Consider the following 22135-nt stretch of genomic DNA (forward strand, 5'->3'; position numbering starts at 1 on the left):
AACCCGAGTTCACACGTTTCTCGAAATCGGGTCGGGTGTGTCACCGATTGTGCAGCTGCCAGTCCTCCAGGCCGTCGTACAGCGGAAACTGCCGCGCCAGGCGCGTGACCCGATCGCGCAGCGCAGCGACGTCCGCCGCGGCGCCCTGGCCGAGCGCGGTGCCGATGATGTCTGCGACCTCGGTGAACTCGATGTCACCGAACCCGCGGGTGGCCAACGCGGACGTGCCGATGCGCACACCCGAGGTCACCATCGGCGGGCGTGGGTCGTTGGGAACCGCGTTGCGGTTGACCGTGATGCCGATCTCGTGCAGCAGGTCCTCGGCGGCCTTGCCGTCCAGCGGCGAGTTCCGCAGATCCACGAGCACGAGGTGCACGTCGGTTCCGCCGGTGACGACCGAGACGCCGGACTTCGCGACGTCGGTCGCCAGCAAGCGGTCGGCCAGGATCCGAGCACCCGATAGTGTGCGCTGCTGGCGGTCGGCGAACTCCGCAGTGCCCGCGATCTTGAATGTGATGGCCTTGCCCGCCACCACCTGCATGGCCGGCCCGCCCTGTGTACCGGGGAACATCGCCGAGTTCAGCTGCTTGGCGAACTCCTTGCGGCCCAGGATCAGGCCCGAGCGTGCGCCGCCGAGCGTCTTGTGCACGGTCGTCGACACCAGGTCGGCGTGCGGCACCGGATTCGGATGCATGCGCGCGGCCACGAGACCGGCGAAGTGCGCCATGTCGACCCACAGGTGCGCGCCGACCTCGTCGGCGATCGAGCGGAACGCGGCGAAGTCCAGCGTGCGCGGATAGGCCGACCAGCCGGCGATGAGCACCTTGGGCCGGAATTCGAGCGCCCGCGCCCGCACGGCGTCCATGTCGACCAAGCCGGTCGCGGCGTCGACGCCGTAGAACCCCGACTCGTAGACCTTGCCGGAGAAGTTGAGCTTCATGCCGTGGGTCAGATGCCCGCCGTTGGCCAGGTCCAGACCGAGCAGCCGCTCCCCCGGCGCCATGAGCGCGGCCAGCACCGCGGCGTTGGCCTGCGCGCCGGAATGCGGCTGTACGTTGGCGAATTCGGCGTCGAACAGCGCCTTGGCGCGGTCGCGCGCGATGTTCTCGATGACGTCGACGTGCTCACAGCCGCCGTAGTACCGCCGCCCGGGCAGGCCCTCGGCGTACTTGTTGGTCAGGATGCTGCCCTGGGCCTGCAGCACCGAGCGCGGCGCGAAGTTCTCCGACGCGATCATCTCGAGCGTGTCGCGCTGGCGACCGAGCTCCTTGTCGAGCAACTCGGCGATGTCGGGGTCGACTTCGGCGAGAGACGCGGACATCACGGACGTGGCGAGGCTCGTTGAGGCTGTCACGGTGCCCGAGTCTGGCATACCTGGCCGGGGTATTGGGGCCTACCCTGTCAGGTTGCTGTGGATTCGCTGATAGCGAAGCTCAGAGCGTGAGCCCCGGGTAAAGCGGGTTGGCGTCGAGCAGCTCGGCCGATGCTGCGTGGACGCGTTCCGCGGTGCCGTCGGCCAGTTTGTACTTGGCTTTCGACGTCCCCTCGGCGGCCGTGTTGGACAGCACGTCGACGATGAGCTCGGCGACCCGGTCGAAGTCGTCGGCACCGAAGCCGCGGCTCGTCAACGCGGGCGTGCCGAGCCGGATACCGCTCGTGTACCAGGCGCCGTTGGGGTCGGCCGGCACGGCGTTGCGGTTGGTGACGACACCGGCGTCGAGCAGGGCCGACTCGGCCTGCCGGCCGGTCAACCCGAACGAACGCACGTCGAGCAGCACGATGTGGTTGTCGGTGCCGCCGGTGACCAGGCCCGCGTCGCGCTTGACGAATCCGTCGGCCAGGGCCTGGGCGTTGTCGGCGACCTGCTGCGCGTAGGTCTGGAACGCGGGCTGGCGCGCCTCGGCCAGCGCGACGGCCTTGGCGGCCATGACGTGGCTCAGCGGCCCGCCCAACACCATCGGGCAGCCCTTGTCCACCGCGGGCGCGAACTCCTCGGTGGCCAGCACCATGCCGCCACGCGGACCGCGCAGCGACTTGTGCGTGGTCGTGGTGGTGACGTGGGCGTGCGGCACCGGATCCTCGTCACCGGTGAACACCTTGCCCGCCACCAGGCCCGCGAAGTGGGCCATGTCGACCATGAGGGTCGCGCCGACCTCGTCGGCGATCTCGCGCATCTTGGCGAAGTTCACCCGGCGCGGGTAGGCCGAGTAGCCGGCGACGAGAATCAGCGGCTTGAACTCGCGAGCCGCGGCCGCGACGGCGTCGTAGTCCAGGAATCCGGTCTCCGGATTGGTGCCGTAGCTGCGCTGATGGAACATCTTGCCGGAGATGTTCGGCCGGAACCCGTGCGTGAGGTGGCCGCCCGCGTCCAGCGACATGCCGAGCAGCCGCTGGTTGCCCAGCTTGTTGCGCAGCGTCTCCCAGTCCGCCTCGGACAGGTCGTTGACGTGCTTGGCGCCGAAGTTCGCGAGCTCGGGAGCCTCCACGCGGGTGGCCAGAATCGCCCAGAAGGCAACAAGATTGGCGTCGATGCCGGAGTGCGGCTGCACATAGGCGTAGGGCGCGCCGAACAGTTCGCGGGCGTGCTCGGCGGCAAGCGCCTCGACCGTGTCGACGTTCTGGCAGCCCGCGTAGAACCGGTGCCCGACGGTGCCCTCGGCGTACTTGTCGGAGAACCAGGTGCCCATGGTGAGCAGCACGGCCGGCGAGGCGTAGTTCTCACTGGCGATCAGCTTGAGCGAATCACGTTGATCGGCAAGCTCTTTGCGCGTGGCAGCGGCGACCCGGGGCTCGACGGATTCGATGACCTGCAGGGCGGCCTGATAGGCGGCGCTTGCGGTCTCGGCGTAGTCGGCGCCCGAGGACGCGGGCAAGGAGGATGACGGGTCTGCTGCCATGCCATTCAGCCTAGTCGGAGCTCATCCGCGCAGCGTCGACGGGATCAGCGGCTCGTCGAGCAGCCGGCCGAACCGCTGTGTGAGCGATTCGTCGGCCGGCCGGGCATCGAGCCAACCCCGCAGCAGCCGGTAGCCCTCGATGTAGGTGCTCGTGTAGGCGCGCCACAGCGGCGAGGACAGAAACCGCAGCATCTGCCGGGCGCGCTCGTCGTTAACCAGCAGCCATTGCTTGAGAAATGCGACGACGTCGTCGACGTCGCGACGCTCGTCGTGCAGCATCAGCGCGGCGTCCTGACGGACGTCGGCCAGCCCGGCCACGGCCTCCGACACCGCTTCGGCGCGTTCGCCGTCGAAGCGCAGCCCGAGGTCGGCGTAGATCTCGGCCGCCCACGCACCCCAGCCGGGCCCGATCGCGGCATACAGCGCCAGATCGGCCAGACCCTCGGCCATCAGGCATTGCGGGGTGTTGACGAGAAAGATCGTCTGTTCGAGCTGGCCGTCACGCGCCACCAGGCCGGCCTCTTTACGGCAGTGTTCGGTGTGGTGGCCGGGATAGGACTCGTGCGCGACGAGCCGAGGCAGGTTGGCCATCTGCTGCTTGAGGTCGGCATTGACGGCGACGGTCGACTTGTAGTCGCCGAGGTAGTAGTTGAACCCCGACCACGGTTTGTCGGTGACGACCTCGTAGGTGATGGTCTCGGTTTCGGGCAGCGGATATTCGGCCCGCACGCGGTCGCGCAGCGCCGACGAGAACGCGTGGATGCATTCCTCGAGCCGCTCGGGCGGGATCTCGTCGCCCGTGCGGTGGGCCTGGATGCGGTCGACCAGCGGGCCGCTGCCGCCCAGCGCCTCGTCGAGTTTGGCGTGCGCGGCGCGGTACCTGTCCGGATCGCCTTTCGCGATCCGCACGTCGAAGTAGGCCTCGACCTCGTCGACGAACCCGACGTCCTCACCGGCGAACTTGCGGCCCGCGCAGTTCAGCGCGCGCAGGTGCGCGGCGATGTAGGCGGCCCGGCCACGATCCAGGTCGTCGGGGATCTGGCCGAGCAGCCGGTCGGCCTGGCGGGCGAGGTCGGCCGGGTCGGGTGCGGGTTCGTTCTCGACGGCGCGACGCAACGCGGGATCGCCCGTGAAGGAATCGACGTAGCCTTCCTCGACCCGGTCGAAGCGCAAACCGAGCAGCAGATATTCACGGACGAAGCTGTCGGAGTCGGTTGCGCTGTTCACCCGAATGTCCATCCCGTTAGGCATGCCCTCAACCGTAAATGCAAGACTGACCGAATGCCGCGGCCAAGCGAGCCGAGCCCCTATGTGGAGTTCGACCGAAGTCAATGGCGTTCGTTGCGCATGTCGACCCCGCTCAAACTCACCGAAGACGAGCTGGTGCGCCTGCGCGGTATGGGTGAGAAGCTCGACCTACTCGAGGTCGAAGAGGTCTACCTGCCCCTCGCCCGGTTGATCCACCTGCAGGTGGCTGCCCGGCAGCGGCTGTTCGCCGCGACCGCGGAGTTTCTCGGTGAGCCGCAGCAGAATCCGGACCGTCCGGTGCCGTTCGTCATCGGCGTCGCGGGCAGTGTGGCGGTCGGGAAATCCACCACCGCGCGTGTGCTGCAAGCGCTGCTGGCCCGCTGGGAGCATCATCCGCGCGTCGACCTGGTCACCACGGACGGCTTCCTCTACCCGAATCGCGAGCTGAACCGCCGGAACCTGATGCACCGCAAAGGGTTCCCCGAGAGCTACGACCGGCGTGGCCTGATGCGGTTCGTGACCGCGGTGAAGTCGGGGTCCGACGAAGTCAGCGCACCGGTGTACTCCCACCTGCTCTACGACATCGTGCCGGACGAGCACCAGGTGGTGCGCCACCCCGATATCCTCATCCTGGAAGGCCTCAACGTCCTGCAGACGGGCCCGGCGCTCATGGTGTCGGATCTGTTCGACTTCTCGGTGTACGTCGACGCCCGGATCGAAGACATCGAGAACTGGTACATCTCGCGGTTTCTGACGATGCGGTCGACGGCGTTCGCCGACCCGGCGTCACACTTCCATCACTACGCGACGCTGACCGATGAGCAGGCCGTATTCGCCGCCCGCGACATCTGGCATTCCATCAACCGCCCCAACCTGATCGAGAACATCCTGCCGACCCGGCCGCGCGCGACCCTGGTGCTGCGCAAGGACGCCGACCACGCGATCAACCGGCTGCGGCTGCGGAAGTTGTAGCCTCGCCCGAACTCAGCGGCCCGCACCGCACGGCGAACCGATCCCGCACGGTGTCGAGGCTGCGGCGAAGATGTTCGCGTTCGCGACCGTGTACGCGCATGAATCTCACCACGCCCGCGGTGCGGCGCGGCCACGGATACCAGCGGTCGTAGTCCAGGCCGCATTCACCGAACACCTTGGCGGGCATGGCATCGGCCATGAGCCCGAGGTTGTACTGGGCGAGCGCGAACAGCGTGTATGGCAGCACCGATTTGTGCTTGTCCCACAGGTCTTGCATGTCGACCTCGTACAGGGGCAGCTCGGCGAGCTTGTCCAGGAACATCGCGTGGGTGAGGAAATACCCCATGTACGACGTCAGATGCATTGTGGCCGAACGCGGCTGGATCGACAGCACCGAGCCGCCGGCGGAGACGTACGGCTCGTAGGGGTGGTCGCCCTTCGTCAGGTAGCCGGTGCAGTTCACGATCCAGCTGCCCTCCCGGATCGTTTTCGTTGCGCCGCTGCGGAATACCGCCTCGGTGGAGCCGTCCCGGTCGACGACGTCGTCGAGGTGGTCCATGATCACGTCGTTGAGACCGGCCGCGATCGCCTTGTTCTCGGTCTCGGACAGCACACCCAACAGGAAGTTGCCGGTCCGCGGCGTCAGCCACGTGCCGTACCTCGTGCGAAACCAGTCGGCGAGCTCATTCTCGTTGGTGCCGTCGAACTCCCGGCACATGTCGATCGCCATGCTGCTGAGCAACGTGCTGCCCCACCACCGCCGGGCGCCGACGGGAAAGAACTTCTCCCTGCTCGCGAAGAACGTCCCCGAGCCGGCCACCAGGTTGACCTCGCGACCCGGGTAGGCCGTGATGAGCGTGTGGGCGGTGTCCATCGCCGTCTTGCCGCCACCGATCAGCCACACGGGAGCGTCGCTGTCGCGCATCGGGCCGCTCCGCACGTCGCAGTAGTCCGGTGACACCGAATGGACACGCGCGCTCGACAGCTCAAGCGGGTCGTTCGGCATCACCCGTATTCCGTACGCCTTGATCAACCGGTTGGCCTCGATGACCCGCTGTCCGCCGTCGGGGGTGCGGCAAGTGATCCGCACATTGCCACCGGTCTCCACCTCCGATTGCAGATCCCACCCGTACCGTTCATCGACCGTCACGCGCTTCTTGATCTCGTGAAGGCAGTGCTGGAAGTGGCCCAGCACTTCGTCCTTCGTGGCGAGGTAGGACGGTTCCCGGCCGAGCGTCCACTTGATGTTGCCCGCCGTGAACATCGGGTGTGGTTGATGCAGGCGCACATAGGAGTACGTGTCGTTCCACATTCCCCCGACACGGGCGCGGCGGTCGATCAGGATCACCTTCTGGTCGCGGCTCAGATACCGGCTCGCGGCGAACAACGCGTTGAGCCCGGCGATACCGGCCCCGACGATGCACACGTCGCACGTGTCGATCTGGATGGGAGCTGATGTTGCTTGAACGGTCACGGCAACCTCCTCGCGATCTGTTGCCGCCAAGTCTTGTCGCGCGGGCCGCGAAAGTCTTAGGTAGTCGACTACCCGAATTGCGCGAGCGGCGTCACCCGTGTCCCCGGGTGACGCCGCATCGCCGACCGTGCGGGTCAGGCCTTGATGCGCCGTACGCCGACGTACTGCCATTCCGCCATCACCGCGGTGTAGATGCCGGTGCCGATGACGAGCACGACGCCCGCGGCGGTCAGCGACATGGTGAGGACGGCGACGATCGCGATCACCGTGCACAGCGCGTTCGCGATCACGGTGCCGATGCCGGCCGGGCGTACGTGCTCGATCGCGGCGAGCGCGAACACAACGACACCGTAGACGACCGAGAAGATCCCGACGCCGTACTCGACGGACTTCGGCAGGCCGGTGAGCTCCGAGAACCAGCCGGCCGCGGCGAGCAAAGCGATGCCGCTGATGCCGACGAACACGGCGTCGACGCGCATGGCAAGGCGCAACAGTGAATCGGTGCCGGTGGCGGACCTGGCGGTGATGGCGGTCATGATTCTCCTTCTGGTGGTGGTGTTTTCACTGCGGAAGAATGAGCACGGTGCGGGGGCGCCGTAACCTCTCGCGGCGGTGCCCCGCACCGGCTCGGGAGGGAGTCACGCCAGACGGCGCACTCCGCGGTACTGGAGCCAGGCCAGCGCGGCCGTGGCAGCGACGAAACTCAACACCAGATCGGCGCCGATCTCGCTCAGCGGCAACCAATCGGCGACGATCGCGGTCACCGTGGTGACCGCGAAGGCGACATTGCCGATGACGACGGCGACGCCGACCTTGCGGATGTCGGGCAGCGCGGCCAGCACATAGAGCAGAGCTCCGTAGCCGACGAGCGCCGCGCCCCCGATCCAGCCCGCGGTGGCGGACAGGCCGGAGATCCGGGCGAGCGGATCGGCTGCCATCGCGACGAGCAGCCCGACGCCCGCACACAGGGTGGCGTCGGCGCGCAGCGCGAACCGCAGCAGTGAGTCAGTGGAATCGGACAGCGGCGGGGTGACGATGGCGGTCATGTCGGCTCCTCGGCGATGAGGCGATGGTCGAACGCTTCGAACACCTCAAACACTGCTCACGACGCACTGCCAGATCGACGCCAGACACTGCCAAGCACTGCCAGCCCCAGGTCAGGGCGGTTCCGAGTGCCTGACGTTCATATCGACACGAGGGTCGTGGACTGCGCCGAAACGGGGTGCAGCCACAGCCGGGATGTCGAAGTCAACGCCAGGGGCGCGATCCGGGTCTATCGACCGGCGGAGCCCACCGCCGGGGCCAGGGTGCCGCGCAGATCCGCGGCGATCACTTTGGCCGCGGCGTTCTGCCAGTTGTGCAGCGAGCGCTGCGGCACCTCGGTCACGAACCATTGCCAGGCCTGCCGGGCGACGGGATCCAGCCCGGCGGCGGTCGCGTTCTGTGCGTAGGCCCGCACGCCGACGACGTACGGGAAGTACAGCGAGTTGTAGTGGCGCCATTCCTCGGTGGTGCCGAAATCGCCGCCGTCACGGGGTTTGAGCGCTGCGATGCGGTCGGCGAGCAACGCCTTGAGTTCGTTGGCGCGCTCCAGTGGTTGATCGGGTGCGCCGCGCTCGGCGAGGCGGGCGTCGATGGCGGGCAGCGCGGTCAACGGGCTCGCGACGAGTTTGGACAGATCGCCGTAATGGCCGAGGGCGCGCCGGGTGAGCCGTGCGAAGGCCTCGTCGTCCATGTCGTCGAGCGGGCTGCCCGAGCGCAACGGGAGCGCGGCCTCGGTCTGTCGCAGCGCTTCGCGATCGGCGCGCAGATCCGGTGAGCGCGAGAACGCCAGACGGTCGAACACCCCCGCGAGCGGGCCGGCCAGCACTTCGACGGCCACGGCGACCGCCAGGCTTGTGAACAGCAGGACCGTCATCGCGACGCGCCCGTCCCCGGTGTCCAGCACCGCTAGGCCGATCAGGGCTTGGGCGCCGAACGGCACCGCGATCACGAGCGTGCCGATGATGGACCTGCGCATGTCCGCGCGCAGGGCCTGACCTTCGTCGAACGCGTCCCATATCGCGACCGCGATGCCCAGCAGTGCGACGTCGAAACCGGTGGACGCCAACGCCAACCAGCTCGGCACCAAGCCCAGCGGGATGACCAGAATGGCGTTGCCGAGCGCGAAGAACAGCGTCGCCACGATGATGAACCCCACGACCGAACCGGGCTTGGCTCCGCCGAGGACCGCCTTGACCATGGCGCCGAGCGCGGACAGGGATATGACGGCGAACATCACCCAGTGCCCGGTGCGGAGCGGGCCGTCGACGCTGCCCGCCATGGCGGCCCCGGCCAGCGCCAGGACGGCGACGGCGAAGATCGCGGCGATCTCACCTGCCCGTGCCCGCCAGGTGTCGCGGGGGCGGGCCAGCTCGACCATCACCGCGAACCACGCGATACCCGGCAACGCGACCAGGTAGATCTCGATGCGGCTGAGCAGTTCCGAACCCGAGGTGACGCGAACGGCGTCGAGTGCGACGACGGCTGCGAAGCTCGTCAGCCCGATCGCGGCGAACACCAGCACGGGTTTGCGCGGGTCGCGGGCCAGCAGATAGAGACCCAACCACCAGCTGAGTGTGAAGACCACTGCCGACAGCGCAGCCATCTCTTCAGTTTGTCACTTGCGCTGTCACTTGCCGAAACGGCGGTGCCTCGCGGTGTAGTCGCGCAGGGCGCGCAGGAAGTCGACCCGGCGGAACGCGGGCCAGTACGCCTCGGTGAACCACATCTCCGAATAGGCGCTCTGCCACAACAGGAATCCCGACAACCGCTGCTCACCCGAGGTGCGGATCACCAGGTCGGGATCGGGCTGCCCGGACGTGTAGAGGTTCTCCGAGATGCCGTCGGCGGTCACGGCTTCGATGAGTTGCTCGGCCGTCGCGCCGTTCGCGAGTTCCTTGGACAGCAGCGAGCGGACCGCGTCGACGATCTCCTGGCGGCCGCCGTAGGCCACCGCGACGTTGACGTGGAAGGTCCCGGACGCCGTCGACGCCGTCCGCTCGGTGGCCTCCCGCAGGCGCCGGGCAGGCTCGTCCCCCAACAGTTCGAGATCGCCGACGGTGCGCACGCTCCACTTGTTGGCCGGTGCGCAGATCTCTTCGACGACATCGGTGATGATCTCGATCAGCGCGGACAGTTCCTCGGGGTCGCGCTGCAGATTCTCCGTCGACAGCAGATACACCGTCGTCATCTCGATGCCGGCGGCCTGGCACCAGCGCAGCATCTCGGCGATCTTCGCCGCGCCCATCCGGTACCCGATGCTGACGTCGTCGTGACCCGCATCACGCGCCCATCGGCGGTTGCCGTCACACAGCACCGCGATATGGCGTGGCAGCTCGGATTTGGACCGCGCCAGCTCCTGGCGCAACCGCATCTCGTAGAGCCGGTAGGCCGGTTCCTTGAGACGCGGGGGAATGATGTCCACGAGAATCCAGACTACTGTGATCGTCGGGGTACCCCATGGCTGTTGATGGAGGTGACATGTCCGCGCCGATCGATGCCGCCAAGCCTTACCGGTCAGCGGCGGTGGTGAACCGGCCCGCCGAGGATCTGCCGGAGGCAGTGGCAGAGGGTGTCGCACAGTTTCTCGGCAAGCCGCGAGCGCGTGGCTGGATTCATGTGTACTCGGCGGTCATCGCGTTCATCGCCGGTGCCGCACTGGTGTCGGTGTCGTGGTCGGTGGAGTCGACGCGGGCCGGGCTGGCCACGTTGCTCTACACGTTCACGATCGTGGCGATGTTCGCGGTCAGCGGTACCTATCACCGGGTGAACTGGACCTCGGCGAACGCCCGCAAGTGGATGAAGCGGCTCGACCACTCGATGATCTTCATCTTCATCGCAGGCAGCTACACACCTTTCGCGCTGCTGGCGCTTCCCGAATCCAAAGGCATGGTGCTGTTCTGGATCGTGTGGGGCGGCGCGATCGCGGGTGTGCTGCTCAAGATGTTCTGGCCGTCGGCGCCACGCTGGCTCGGCGTGCCGCTCTACATCCTGCTGGGCTGGGTGGCGGCCTGGTTCATCGGACCGATCATGCACGGCGCCGGGGTGGCCGCCGTCGTGCTGCTGATCGTCGGCGGTGCGCTCTACAGCATCGGCGGCGTGCTCTACGCGCTCAAATGGCCGAACCCGTGGCCGACGACATTCGGACATCACGAGTTCTTCCACGCCTGCACCGCGGTCGCGGCGATCTGCCACTACATCGCGATGTGGTTCGCGGTCTTCTGAATCGTCTTCCGAGTCAGAGCTGCTTGATGTCCGCCGGTGACCAGTAGGCCTTCATCGACGTGATCTGACCGTCGTCGTCGAAGGTCATGACCTCGATGGGTTCGATGCGCATCGCGCCGCCGATGGTGATGGCGAACACGAACGCGGCCTCCGTACCGCCCGGGCGGAAGCTCAGCAGTTCGGTGGAGATCCCGCCTGCCGCCTCGATGTTCTTGTAGAAGCCTTCGATGGCCTGCCTCCCGATGTGGACCTCACCGCTGCCGACCGGGTCTTCGAGAGTCGCGTCTTCGGCGTACAGCGCCGCGATGTCGGCCGCAACGCCTTTCGCGCAGGTGTCGAGGTAACGCTTGACGAAGGTTTCCAAGGCTGCCGCGTCGTGGCTCATGGCCGCGAGGCTACACGGCCACACCGAGTGCGGCAGCGAGATCCTCGACGCTCGTCACGGGCAGGTCGCACACTCTGCCCCGGCACACGTACGCCGCGTCGGCACCGTCGACGCGGTCACGGCCCATCAGCAATTCCGACGAGTCGACCGCGCCGCCGACCACCACTGCCCCGCCCGGCGCCAGGGACCGGGCCGCGGCCAGCAGTCGCGAGGACGGTTCGCAGGCGACGGCAATCTGGATGGGCCCGCGCACCGCGGCCTCGCCCACCGCCAGCCAGTGCCCGGCCGAGCGCGCGGCCCGCGCGAGGATCGGGGTGGCCGTGGCCAAAGTCGCCTGTGCCGCATCGGCATATCTCGCCGACGAAGTCAGGTGCGCCGCCAGTTGCAGCGCCTCGGCGATCAGCGACGCCCCGGCCGGGGTGGCCCCGTCGATGGGGTCAGCGGGCCGCACCATGAGTTTCTCGGCGTCGTCGGCGGTGTCGAACCAGCGTCCGGGCTGCTCGGCATCGGCGAAGTGGTCGAGCGCGACATCCAAGACGTGGACCGCCTCGGCCAGCCACGATCCGGTCAGTTGATACAGCGTCAACAGGCCGGTGGCCAGCGCCGCGTGGTCCTCCAGGATCGCGGCGCTCTCACCGACCTGGCCACCGAGGCTGGCGCGTCGCAAGCGTCCGTCGACGATGTGCAGATCCCACACTCGACGCGCGCATTCCATTGCGGCATCAAGCAATTCGGGTCGGTCGAGCGCCACCGAAGCCTCGGCCAACGCGGTGATCGCCAGCCCGTTCCATGCGGTCACCACCTTGTCGTCGCGCCCGGGCTGGGGACGTGCGGCACGGGCCGCCAACAGCCGGGCGCGCACGGACGCGAACCGGGCCGCGTCGTCGGGATCGGCGGGAAGCTGCAGAACCGATGAGCCGTGTTCGAACGTGCCGGCCGCGGTCACACCGAAAAGCGAAGTCGCCCAATCACCGTCGTCCGCACCGAGGACCTCTCGCAGCTCGGCGGGGGTCCACACGTATGTCAGCCCTTCGCGGCCGGCGGCGTCGGCGTCCAGCGAAGACGCCAACATCCCGTCGACGCCGAGCTCACGGATCATGAAGTCCGCTGTCTCGGAAGCTATCCGGCGGGCCAACGAGTTTCCGGTGCGGCGAGCCAGATGCGCGTAGGCGCGCAGCAGCAACGCATTGTCGTAGAGCATCTTCTCGAAATGCGGTACCACCCAATGGGGATCGACGCTGTAGCGGGCGAATCCACCGGCCAGCTGATCGTAGACACCGCCGCGGGCCATCGCCGAACAGGTGCGCTCGACGGCCCCGAGCGCGTCGCCGGACCCGGTGCGCTCATGGTGACGCAGCAGGGCCTCCAACAATGCCGACGGCGGGAACTTCGGCGCCCGGCCGAAGCCGCCGTGCACGGCATCCTCATCGCCCAGGACCGCCGCCACCGCGTGGTCGCACAACTCCGGCCCCACGGGTGCGCCACCTCCGGGCAGCGCGGCCGCCATCGACCGCAGCTCGGTCGTGATCTGATCCGACGCCTGCTCGACCTCGTCGCGTCGGTCTCGCCACGTCTCGCCGACCGCCGCCAGCAGTTGCAGAAAGTTCTGCTTCGGGTAGTACGTGCCGCAGAAGAACGGGCGGCCGTCCGGCGTCAGGAAGCACGTCATGGGCCAGCCGCCCTGACCCGTGAGTGCGACGGTGGCGTTCATGTACACCGCATCGAGGTCGGGGCGTTCTTCCCGGTCGACCTTGACGCAGACGAAGCTGTCGTTCATCGCCGCGGCCACGGCGGCGTCCTCGAACGACTCGTGCGCCATCACGTGGCACCAGTGGCAGGCGGCGTAGCCGATCGACAGCAGAATCGGGACATCGCGCTGCGCGGCCTCGGCCAGCGCGTCGGCCGACCATTCGCGCCAATGCACCGGGTTGTCGGCGTGCTGACGCAGATACGGGCTCGTGGACCTGCTCAGTCGGTTGGCCACACGTCCACAGTAGGCGTCAGCCCGAACCCTTCGCGGTTCCGTTCTCGGACTCGGCCTCGGTCTCGGCGTCCACCGTGCCCTCGTCGGCGGCCTGGTCGGGCTCGGGGTGTTCGCGATCGAAGGATTCCGGGAGTTTGCGCAGATGCCGGTTCATCGACCAGACCAACGCGAACGTGCCTGCCAACAACAGCACCGTGATGAGCAGCCCGAAAGGTGCGGCCTTGCCGAACTCCGGGCCCGTGTTGCGGGGCTCCTCGGCCATCAGCGTGACCACGGCCGTCAGTGTCTCGATCATCTCTCAATCCCGGTGAACAGGTCGTCTTCCGGGAGGCTCACCGGCACGCGCGAACGGGCCAGCTCGAACTCCTCGGTCGGCCACAACCGCTGCTGCCACTCGATCGGCGCGTGGAAGAAGTCACCCTTCGGGTCGATCTGGGTGGCGTGTGCCCGCAGTGCGTCGTCGCGCTGGCTGAAGTACTGCGAGCATTCCACCCGGGTGGTCACCCGATTGGCGAACACGTCGTGGTCCGGGTCCCAGTGTTCCAGCCACTTGGCGAAGGGTCCCTGCTGGCCGTGCTTGGCGAACTCGTCCTGCAGCAGCTGCATGCGTTGCCGCAGGAAGCCGTGGTTGTAATAGAGCTTCGACACGGCCCACGGTTCGCCTGCGTCGGGGTACAGCAGGTGGTCGGCGGCGGCCTCGTACGCGGCGACTGACACCTCGTGGCAGCGGATGTGGTCGGGGTGCGGGTAGCCGCCGTTCTCGTCGTAGGTCGTCATGACGTGTGGACGGAATTCCCGGATCACCCGGACCAGCCGCTCGACGGGCTCGGCCAGCGGCACGAGGGCAAAGCATCCCTCCGGCAACGGCGGCGGAGGGTCACCCTCGGGCAGCCCGGAGTCGACGAATCCGAGCCAGTGGTGCTCGACGCCGAGGATCTCGGCGGCCTTGGCCATCTCGTCGCGACGGACCTCGTGGATCCGGCCGTGCACCTCGGGGAGGTCCATCGCCGGATTGAGAATGTCTCCGCGCTCGCCGCCGGTCAGCGTCACCACCATGACGCGTGCGCCCTCGGCCGCGTAGCGCGCGGTGGTCGCCGCCCCCTTGCTGGACTCGTCGTCCGGGTGCGCGTGCACCGCCATCAACCGCAGTTCACTCATTTCGTTCCATCTAACTACGGTGACCTCTTACCTAATTCCTGTACCCAAGCCGGTGGCTGTGCTGTCGGACCCTATAGTTCCAGTTCTGATGATCGAACGTCCCGCCGCCCGCTACGGATCGCGGCAACTGCCTCGCCGAACCCGTCGCTGGATTCTCGTCGCGGTCGCCGCGCTCGTGGTGGTGGCAGGCGTCGTCGTCGCGGTCATCGCGTTCCAGCGGTTCGGTAGTGGCGACGTAAAAGGCGAGCTCACGGCCTATGAGTTGATCGACGACGAGACCGTTCAGGTGACGATCGGGGTCACTCGGCCCGACCCGTCCCGGCCCGTGGTGTGTATCGTGCGGGCCCGTTCGATCGACGGCGGCGAGACCGGCAGGCGCGAGGTTCTGGTCGCACCGTCCGACCAACGAGTGGTGCAGGTGACCACCCAGGTGAAATCGACCCGCAAACCCGTCGTCGGCGACATCTACGGCTGCGGCACAGACGTGCCGTCGTACCTGGTGGCACCCTGATTCTGCGCGGCGCAACAAACGCCGAACAGCGAATACATGAAGATCCGCTGTCTACGCGGTGGTACGATTGTGCGATACACGGTTCCTCGCTGGGGCCGTGTATTGCTGCATTAGCGCTCAGAAAAGCGCTTGCGCCCGCAGCAGTACACGCGCATGCTCCCGGCCCGAAACTGAGAACTTTTCGTACGAAGGCGCGAGAGCACCGCAAGACATAGATGACAGGAGCGCGAAGACATGACCGACACTCAGGTCACCTGGCTCACCCAGGAGGCATTCGACCGGTTGAAGGCTGAGCTGGATCAGCTGATCGCCAACCGGCCGGTCATCGCCGCCGAGATCAACGACCGCCGCGAAGAGGGTGACCTCCGCGAGAACGGCGGCTACCACGCCGCCCGCGAGGAGCAGGGCCAGCAGGAAGCCCGCATCCGGCAGCTGCAGGAACTGCTCAACAACGCCAAGGTCGGCGAGGCACCGAAGCAGTCCGGGGTGGCGCTGCCCGGCTCGGTCGTCAAGGTGTACTACGACGACGACAAGAGCGACACCGAGACCTTCCTGATCGCCACGCGCCAGGAGGGCATCAGTGACGGCAAACTCGAGGTCTACTCACCCAACTCACCGCTCGGCGGCGCACTCATCGACGCCAAGGTCGGGGAATCCCGCACCTACACGGTGCCCAACGGCAACACGGTCAAGGTCACTTTGGTGAGCGCCGAGCCGTACCACGCCTGACGCTGGGCGCGCGGGGGGCAAGCACTACAGTCGGGGCAATGGCGCAAATCGCCGAAGATCTGTTTTTGCTGTTGCTGGACAACGCGTCCGCACAGCCAGGGCTGGATCGGCGTCGCCGGGAACGGGTCCTGAGCGCCGCAGTGCTGCTGGATCTGGCCTACTCGTGCCGGATCCGCCCAGCGATGGCCGGTGAGCCCGTCGAGCCCGGTTTGTTGATCGCGCTCGCGGGCAACTGGCCGGCCGATCCGGTCGCCGACCCGGCGTTTCAACTGCTGCAGCGGCGGCCCCTGTCCGCGCAGGCCGCCCTGGGCAAACTCAGCAAGCACGTCCAGCCCAGCCTTGAGACGTTCCTCGAACGCGCCGGGCAGATCCGCCGGGTCCGCATACCGGGCAAAGGATTCCCGGGCCGCAGCGTGTATTGCTGGCCGCTCACCAACCGAGAGCGGGTCAGCCAAGCACGCGCGGCCCTGTTGGCCGCCCTGTTCGACGGGCACACCCCGGTGCCGCCCATCGCGGCGATCATCTGCCTGCTGCACGCGGTGGACGGTCTCGGCGCGGTGCTCAGCCTCAACGAGCGGGGCTGGCGCTGGGTGCACGCGCGGGCCACCGAGATCTCGACCGGCAGTTGGGTCGACGACAACGCCGCCGCGCTGCCGGAGATGAACCTCGCCGTGACGACATCGACCCTGCGCCCGGCGCTGATGTAGCGGTCAACCCGCGGACAGCGCCTGCTCGATGTCGGCCAGTAGATCGGCGGCGTGCTCGATACCGACCGAGAGACGCACCAGGTCGTCGGGTACCTCGAGTTGAGATCCCGCGGTCGACGCATGGGTCATCGCGCCCGGGTACTCGATCAACGACTCAACCCCGCCGAGCGATTCGGCGAGGATGAAAAGCTCGGTGCGCGAGCACAATTCGCGGGCGGCGCGCTGGCCGCCTTTCAGCCGCACCGAGACCATCCCACCGAACCCGGTCATCTGCCGGGCCGCCACGTTGTGGTTGGGGTGGCTGGCCAGGCCCGGGTACAGAACGGTCTCGACTGCCGGGTGCCCTTCGAGGAATTCGGCTATCAGCGCGGCGTTCTCGCTGTGCTGGCGCATCCGCAGCACGAGCGTCTTGAGCCCGCGCATGGTCAGGTAGGCGTCGAACGGCCCGGGCACCGCACCGGCGCCGTTCTGCAGGAACGCGAACGCCGCGTCGAGTTCCTCGTCATTGGTCAGCAGTGCGCCACCCACCACATCGGAATGGCCCCCGAGGTATTTGGTGGTCGAATGCAGCACGATGTCGGCACCGTGCAACAGCGGCTGCTGCAGCGCAGGCGACGCGAATGTGTTGTCCACCAACACTTTCACGCCCGATGTCGAGGCGATCTGCACGATGCCCGAGATGTCGGCGATGGTGAGCAGCGGGTTGGTCGGCGTCTCCACCCAGATCATGCGGGTCCGCGAGGTCAGTGCCGAGCGCACCGCGTCGAGATCCGACAGCGGTACCGGCGTGTGGGTGATGCCCCACTGCGAGAAGACCTTGTCGATGAGCCGGAATGTGCCGCCGTAGGCGTCGTTGGGGATCACCACGTGGTCGCCGGGGCGCAGCACGGCGCGCAACGCACAGTCCGTGGCGGCCATCCCCGAGGCGAACGCACGCCCATAGGCGGCCTCCTCGACCGCGGCGAGGGCGGCTTCCAGCGCCTGGCGCGTCGGATTGCCGGTGCGGGCGTACTCGAACCCGCCGCGCAGCCCACCGACGCCGTCCTGCGCGAACGTCGAGCTGGCGTAGATGGGGGTGTTGACGGCCCCGGTGCCCGGGTCGGGCCGGTAGCCGGCGTGGATGGCTTTTGTGGCCAGGCCGTGCCACTTGCGCTGTTCACTCATAACAGTTCGAGCCTATCGGGAACGTTTCAGCGCATCCCGCTGGCAGGTGGATAGGGCGGGAATTGCGGATACTGCGGCGGCACCCGCACACACACCGTGGACACCATCTTGTCGGCGATGGTCTGGCGCTTGGGATCCCACAGTGGGAACAGGTAGCCGATGTAGCAGATCAAGCTGTCGATACCGTGGGCGAGCTGGCGCACCAACGACATGCCGAAACCGATGGGTTGGCCGCTCTTTTCGCTGACCACCTTGAACTTCATCACCTGCTTGCCGATGCTCTGACCGGTGCGGCCCTGCCGATAGCCGTAGTTCCAGATCATGTAGGCGAGCGGCAGCGCCGCGACGACGACCATCACCGCGATCATGAGGACGACCCCGAACATCGAAGGCTCGTCTCGGCAGACATCGCCGACACAGTTTTGTTCCGGGAAGGCGAGCACCACCAACGAACTGCCGAGCATGGCGGCATAACCGACGCCGAAGATCAGGGCGACCGGCAACTGGTCGATGAGGAATGCCAGTACTCGGTCGGCCCACGGGGTGTACATCTCGGGGTTGGGCCCCGGCGGGTAGTACCCGGCCTGCGGTTGGTAAGTCTGCTGCGGCGCACCGTAGTACGGCTGGCCGTACCCGGGCTCAGGACCGTAGCCATGGCCCGGCGGCGGTTGCGTCATGGGCTGATCATGTCACGCAGCACAGCGCCCACGGTGCAGAGCTTCGGCCCTGCGCCGTGGGCGCCGTGACGTGAGTGTGTATTACGGGGTGAGCGGAGCCACCTGACCGCCGGTCAGCTTGCGGAAGGCGTACACCGTGATGAGGGAGATCAGCGGGTAGGCGACCAGCAGGCCGACGAGGCAGGCCAGCACACCGACGATCGCGATCGCGATCGTGACGAGCCAGGTCAGCGCGACGGGCCCGAAGTTGGCCTTGGCGATGTTGAAGCTCGTCGTGATGCCCTCGATGCCCGACACGTTGCGATCGAGCACGGCAACGGTGGTGAACATCAACATGATCATCGCGATGATGCCCGGGATGACACACAGCAGGATGCCGACGCCGACGATGATGCCGGACACGACCGACGCGATGATGACGTTGCCGACGTTGCGCGGCTTGAAGAACGACCCGATCGTCACCGGCGCCCCGTTGGCGATGTCGAGCATGCCGCCGATGTAGGCGGATTGGATCACGGCCATGACCACGAGCATCACCAGGCCACCGATGATCGAGACGACGATGCCGCCGGTGCCCATCGAGTAGCTGGCCGAGTAGCCGTAATCACCGTAGGACGAGGTCTCAGTCGTCGCGAACGAACTCGAGATCAGCTGGATGATGCCCTGCAGGGCACCGTAGATCAGCCCGAAGACGAGCGTCGGCACGAGCAGTTCGGCCGGGTGCTTGGTGAACTTGTTCCACGCCCACGAGAACGCCTCGCCCACACTGTAACCCGCACCGGGACCGAATCCCGGGCCGCCTGCGGGCGGGTAACCGCCCGGCTGCCCGTAGCCGCCCGGCGGAGGCGGATAGGCACCGGGTGCTCCCGGCGGCGGGGGCGGTGGGTAACCGCCGTGCTGCGGCGGCGGAGGCGGCGGGTAGCCGGCGCCGGGCGGAGGAGGCGGGTAACCGCCCTGCTGCGGCGGCGGCGGATAACCACCGGGCGGAGGAGGCGGCGGGTACCCACCCTCGGGCGGCGGGGGGTAGTTCCCAGGAGGCGGCGGTTGATCAGTCACGTTGAAAGCTCTCCTCATCTCGGATGGCGACCGCAACACGGCCGCTACTTGCTGCCAGCACCTAGATGTTGCGCGAGCGGAACGGCTCAACAGGCAGATTACGCACCGCGGACCCCTTTTGACACGACCACATGCGTGCTCGACAAGTGCGTCGTATCCGGGGATGGTGGACATCGACCGGTCATGGATGCCTTCCGGTATTGAGTTTGCTGGCCTTGAGCCAGCTCACCTTACCTGAGAAGCCGCTGACAGCACGGGATTCCACGCGATGTTCACAGCCCGGAAGTCCAGCCTTAGCAATTTCCGGGGCGTTCGTTACCGGCGGCCGCTGCCCTCGGAGAGGAATCCGAGCAGGTCGTGCCGAGTCAGCACGCCAACGGGTTTGCCATCCTCGACCACCATAACCGCGTCACACTCGCGCAGTGTCTTGGCCGCGGTGCTCACGAGCTCGCCCGCACCGATCAGCGGCAACGGCGGGCTCATGTGCTCGGATACCGCGTCCGCGAGCTTCGCCCGGCCCTCGAACACCGCCGAAAGCAGTTCGCGTTCGGACACGCTGCCCGCGACTTCGCCGGCCATCACCGGCGGTTCGGCACCGACCACCGGCATCTGGGAGACGCCGTACTCGCGCAGAATGCCGATCGCGTCGCGCACGGTCTCCGACGGGTGGGTGTGCACGAGATCAGGCAGGGCGCCCGACTTGCCGCGCAGCACGTCGCCGACCGTCGGCTGCTGGATCGAACCGTCCAGCCGGTTGCGCAGGAATCCGTACGACGACATCCATGCGTCGTTGAAAATCTTTGAGAGATAACCACGTCCGCCGTCCGGCAGAAGTACGACGACGAGGGAGTCGGGACCGGCCTTCTTCGCCACCTCCACCGCGGCCACCACTGCCATGCCGCACGAGCCGCCCACCAACAGGGCCTCTTCGCGGGCGAGCCGGCGGGTCATGTCGAACGAGTCGGCATCCGAGACCGCGATGATCTCGTCGGGCACCGCGGGGTCGTAGGCCGACGGCCAGAAGTCCTCCCCCACCCCCTCCACGAGATAGGGGCGTCCGGTGCCGCCCGAGTACACCGAACCCTCCGGGTCGGCGCCGACGATCCGGACCTTGCCGTCGGACACCTCCTTGAGATAGCGCCCCGCGCCCGTGATCGTTCCACCGGTGCCGACGCCCGCGACGAAATGCGTCACCTGCCCGTCGGTATCGGCCCAGATCTCCGGACCCGTCGTCTCGTAATGCGACTCGGGCCCCATCGGGTTCGAGTACTGGTCGGGTTTCCAGGCGCCCTCGATCTCGGTGACCAGGCGGTTGGACACGCTGTAGTAGCTGTCGGGGTGGTCGGGCGGCACCGCCGTCGGGCACACCACGACCTCGGCGCCGTACGCGCGCAACACATTCCGCTTGTCCTCGCTGACCTTGTCGGGGCAGACGAAGACGCATTTGTAACCACGCTGCTGAGCGACCAGAGCCAGCCCGACACCGGTGTTGCCGGAGGTCGGCTCGACGATCGTGCCGCCGGGTTTGAGTTCACCGCTGGCTTCGGCGGCGTCGATCATCTTGACCGCGATGCGGTCTTTGGCGCTGCCGCCCGGGTTGAGGTACTCGATCTTGGCCACAACCCGGCCTGCACCTTCTGGGACAACGGAGTTCAGCTCGACCAGAGGGGTGTTGCCGATGAGCTCACTGACGTGGCGGGCGATGCGCATATGTCCATGGTCTCAGGCCCGCGTTCGGCCTACCAGGTCGCCTCTCGAATGTACTCACCGATCTGGCGCAACGAGCGCTTCGCTTCTGGCACCATCGGCCCGGCGATCTGGAAGACATGCATCTGACCGGGCCAAACGCGGACCTCGACCGCAACACCGGCCGCGGCGAGCTGGTGCGCGGCTTTGCGCGCATCGCTGATCAGCACCTCGGACCCGGACACATGGATGAGCGTGCGCGGCAGTCCCGGCTCGATGTGGTCGAGCGGCTCGTAGATCTCCTCGCCCTTGCGGGTGGCCGCGGCTGCGACGAGTTCGACCAGTGCGTCGAACGCCTTGGCCGGGAACATCGCGTCGCGGCGGATGTTCGGATGATTCGCGCGGGTCCGGTTGTCGATTTCGAACAACGGCGACATGGTGACCAGAGCTGCCGGCGATTCGCCTTCGTCGAGCAGCCGTTCGGCCAGCGCCAGACCGAGATAGCCGCCGGCGGAGTCGCCTGCGATCACGATCTGATCGGGCTCGTAGCCGGTGAGCCGCAGCCAGCGGTACGCGTCGTAGCAGTCGTCGAGAGCCGTGCCCACCGAGTGCTTCGGGACCATCCGGTAGTCCACGACCAGGACCGGGCTGTCGGCGTATTCCGACAGCGACGTCACGATGCCCGAGTGCGTGTTGGCCCCGCACACCAGGAACGCGCCGCCGTGCAGGTACAGGATGACGCTACGCTTGCCGTCCGCGGGCAGCACGCCCGCCGCGCGCACGAGCTGCGCGGTGCAGTTCGGCAGCGAGATCGTGGCCTTGATGGTGCCGGGCACCGGGCGCAGGAGCCGCGCGGCGAAGTTGACGACTCCGAACGGCCACGGCAGATGCGGAACATGGCTACCGATTGCCAGTGTCGGACGGATTGTCAGCATGGCTGCCAGCGAAGCGAGCCGGCCGCCGATGCTCGTGCCGTCTTCCACGACCTCGACCGGCGCCGAGTCACTGACCGGATACTTGCGCCCGCGATAGGCTCTAGCTGGGCTTATGCCAGCATGATGAGACCTGGATACCTTACTCGGTGCGGTCATCGCCACCACTTCCTACGCCTTTGTAGTGCTCGGTGTGCAAAGTCACTCAGACAACCCGGGTAACTTAGCTTGACATCTCTAATCTGTTCAACAATCAAATAGATTGTTTTGATACCGCAGTTGATACCGC

22 protein-coding genes are annotated in these 22135 nt (G+C 67.2%); 5 read left to right on the forward strand and 17 right to left on the reverse strand.

Going from position 1 to position 22135, the window contains the following annotated elements:
• Positions 1–40: 40 nt before the first annotated feature.
• The 3 genes from glyA to AWC31_RS09185 all read right to left on the reverse strand — a co-directional run bounded on the left by glyA (position 41) and on the right by AWC31_RS09185 (position 4148).
• Positions 41–1321: a serine hydroxymethyltransferase gene (glyA, locus tag AWC31_RS09175; protein WP_085143993.1), complete on the reverse strand. Its 1281-nt coding sequence runs from the start codon at positions 1319–1321 to the stop codon at positions 41–43.
• Positions 1322–1433: 112 nt separating this feature from the next.
• Positions 1434–2897, reverse strand: a complete 1464-nt coding sequence (locus tag AWC31_RS09180; protein WP_085143995.1) for a glycine hydroxymethyltransferase — start codon at positions 2895–2897, stop codon at positions 1434–1436.
• Between the two features lie 21 nt (positions 2898–2918).
• Entirely contained in the window at positions 2919–4148 is a 1230-nt protein-coding gene (locus AWC31_RS09185; protein ID WP_085143996.1) for a DUF885 domain-containing protein, read from the reverse strand.
• 30 nt (positions 4149–4178) lie between these two features.
• On the opposite strand from AWC31_RS09185, the gene coaA reads away from it, so the two are divergent.
• Positions 4179–5117: a type I pantothenate kinase gene (gene coaA / locus AWC31_RS09190; RefSeq protein WP_067844656.1), complete on the forward strand. Its 939-nt coding sequence runs from the start codon at positions 4179–4181 to the stop codon at positions 5115–5117.
• On the opposite strand, the gene AWC31_RS09195 is transcribed toward coaA, so the two are convergent.
• From AWC31_RS09195 to AWC31_RS09215, 5 genes are all read right to left on the reverse strand, one after another.
• Positions 5089–6591: an FAD-dependent oxidoreductase gene (locus tag AWC31_RS09195; RefSeq protein WP_085144295.1), complete on the reverse strand. Its 1503-nt coding sequence runs from the start codon at positions 6589–6591 to the stop codon at positions 5089–5091. The genes coaA and AWC31_RS09195 overlap by 29 nt on opposite strands.
• 134 nt (positions 6592–6725) lie before the next feature.
• Positions 6726–7127 (reverse strand): hypothetical protein, encoded by a 402-nt coding sequence (locus tag AWC31_RS09200; RefSeq protein WP_085143998.1) that lies wholly within the window; start codon positions 7125–7127, stop codon positions 6726–6728.
• A 102-nt stretch (positions 7128–7229) separates the two neighbouring features.
• On the reverse strand, positions 7230–7637 hold the full coding sequence (locus AWC31_RS09205; protein WP_085143999.1) for a hypothetical protein: 408 nt from the start codon (positions 7635–7637) through the stop codon (positions 7230–7232).
• A 227-nt stretch (positions 7638–7864) separates the two neighbouring features.
• On the reverse strand, positions 7865–9238 hold the full coding sequence (locus AWC31_RS09210) for a hypothetical protein (protein ID WP_085144001.1): 1374 nt from the start codon (positions 9236–9238) through the stop codon (positions 7865–7867).
• Between the two features lie 24 nt (positions 9239–9262).
• The gene (locus tag AWC31_RS09215) at positions 9263–10057 is read right to left on the reverse strand and encodes a (2Z,6E)-farnesyl diphosphate synthase (RefSeq protein WP_067844646.1); all 795 of its coding nucleotides are present in this window, start codon (positions 10055–10057) and stop codon (positions 9263–9265) included.
• 56 nt (positions 10058–10113) lie between these two features.
• Here AWC31_RS09215 and trhA point away from each other — a divergent pair, with 56 nt between their 5' ends.
• A complete protein-coding gene (trhA, locus tag AWC31_RS09220) occupies positions 10114–10857 on the forward strand; it encodes a PAQR family membrane homeostasis protein TrhA (RefSeq protein ID WP_085144002.1) in 744 nt (247 codons plus the stop codon).
• 13 nt (positions 10858–10870) lie between these two features.
• On the opposite strand, the gene AWC31_RS09225 is transcribed toward trhA, so the two are convergent.
• Genes AWC31_RS09225 through mca form a run of 4 tightly spaced genes read right to left on the reverse strand, consistent with a single transcriptional unit; the run spans position 10871 to position 14384 of the window.
• Positions 10871–11242: a nuclear transport factor 2 family protein gene (locus tag AWC31_RS09225; RefSeq protein ID WP_067844643.1), complete on the reverse strand. Its 372-nt coding sequence runs from the start codon at positions 11240–11242 to the stop codon at positions 10871–10873.
• A gap of 10 nt (positions 11243–11252) precedes the next feature.
• Positions 11253–13226 carry a thioredoxin domain-containing protein gene (locus AWC31_RS09230; RefSeq protein WP_085144004.1) on the reverse strand — a complete coding sequence of 658 codons (1974 nt, stop codon included), beginning with the start codon at positions 13224–13226 and terminating at the stop codon, positions 11253–11255.
• 16 nt (positions 13227–13242) lie between these two features.
• Entirely contained in the window at positions 13243–13521 is a 279-nt protein-coding gene (locus AWC31_RS09235; protein WP_067844638.1) for a hypothetical protein, read from the reverse strand.
• Positions 13518–14384 (reverse strand): mycothiol conjugate amidase Mca, encoded by an 867-nt coding sequence (mca, locus tag AWC31_RS09240; RefSeq protein ID WP_085144006.1) that lies wholly within the window; start codon positions 14382–14384, stop codon positions 13518–13520. The genes AWC31_RS09235 and mca overlap by 4 nt, the downstream gene beginning before the upstream one ends.
• An 88-nt stretch (positions 14385–14472) precedes the next feature.
• Here mca and AWC31_RS09245 point away from each other — a divergent pair, with 88 nt between their 5' ends.
• The 3 genes from AWC31_RS09245 to AWC31_RS09255 all read left to right on the forward strand — a co-directional run bounded on the left by AWC31_RS09245 (position 14473) and on the right by AWC31_RS09255 (position 16331).
• Positions 14473–14895, forward strand: a complete 423-nt coding sequence (locus AWC31_RS09245; RefSeq protein ID WP_085144007.1) for a DUF4307 domain-containing protein — start codon at positions 14473–14475, stop codon at positions 14893–14895.
• Positions 14896–15129: 234 nt separating this feature from the next.
• Entirely contained in the window at positions 15130–15624 is a 495-nt protein-coding gene (gene greA, locus AWC31_RS09250) for a transcription elongation factor GreA (RefSeq protein ID WP_067844633.1), read from the forward strand.
• Positions 15625–15662: 38 nt separating this feature from the next.
• Positions 15663–16331, forward strand: coding sequence for a GOLPH3/VPS74 family protein (locus AWC31_RS09255; RefSeq protein ID WP_085144009.1), 669 nt, complete (start codon positions 15663–15665; stop codon positions 16329–16331).
• A gap of 3 nt (positions 16332–16334) precedes the next feature.
• Here the strand turns inward: AWC31_RS09255 and AWC31_RS09260 are convergent, their stop codons facing one another.
• The 5 genes from AWC31_RS09260 to AWC31_RS09280 all read right to left on the reverse strand — a co-directional run bounded on the left by AWC31_RS09260 (position 16335) and on the right by AWC31_RS09280 (position 22005).
• On the reverse strand, positions 16335–17495 hold the full coding sequence (locus tag AWC31_RS09260) for a cystathionine gamma-synthase (protein WP_067844629.1): 1161 nt from the start codon (positions 17493–17495) through the stop codon (positions 16335–16337).
• A gap of 26 nt (positions 17496–17521) precedes the next feature.
• Positions 17522–18172, reverse strand: a complete 651-nt coding sequence (locus AWC31_RS09265) for an Rv1078 family RDD domain-containing protein (protein ID WP_085144011.1) — start codon at positions 18170–18172, stop codon at positions 17522–17524.
• A gap of 81 nt (positions 18173–18253) precedes the next feature.
• The gene (locus tag AWC31_RS09270; RefSeq protein ID WP_110774994.1) at positions 18254–19228 is read right to left on the reverse strand and encodes a DUF2189 domain-containing protein; all 975 of its coding nucleotides are present in this window, start codon (positions 19226–19228) and stop codon (positions 18254–18256) included.
• A 315-nt stretch (positions 19229–19543) separates the two neighbouring features.
• The gene (locus AWC31_RS09275; protein WP_085144014.1) at positions 19544–20938 is read right to left on the reverse strand and encodes a cystathionine beta-synthase; all 1395 of its coding nucleotides are present in this window, start codon (positions 20936–20938) and stop codon (positions 19544–19546) included.
• Positions 20939–20967: 29 nt separating this feature from the next.
• Entirely contained in the window at positions 20968–22005 is a 1038-nt protein-coding gene (locus AWC31_RS09280; protein ID WP_085144296.1) for an alpha/beta hydrolase, read from the reverse strand.
• Positions 22006–22135 lie beyond the last annotated feature (130 nt).

Source organism: Mycolicibacterium wolinskyi, assembly GCF_002101965.1.
GTDB lineage: Bacteria > Actinomycetota > Actinomycetes > Mycobacteriales > Mycobacteriaceae > Mycobacterium > Mycobacterium wolinskyi.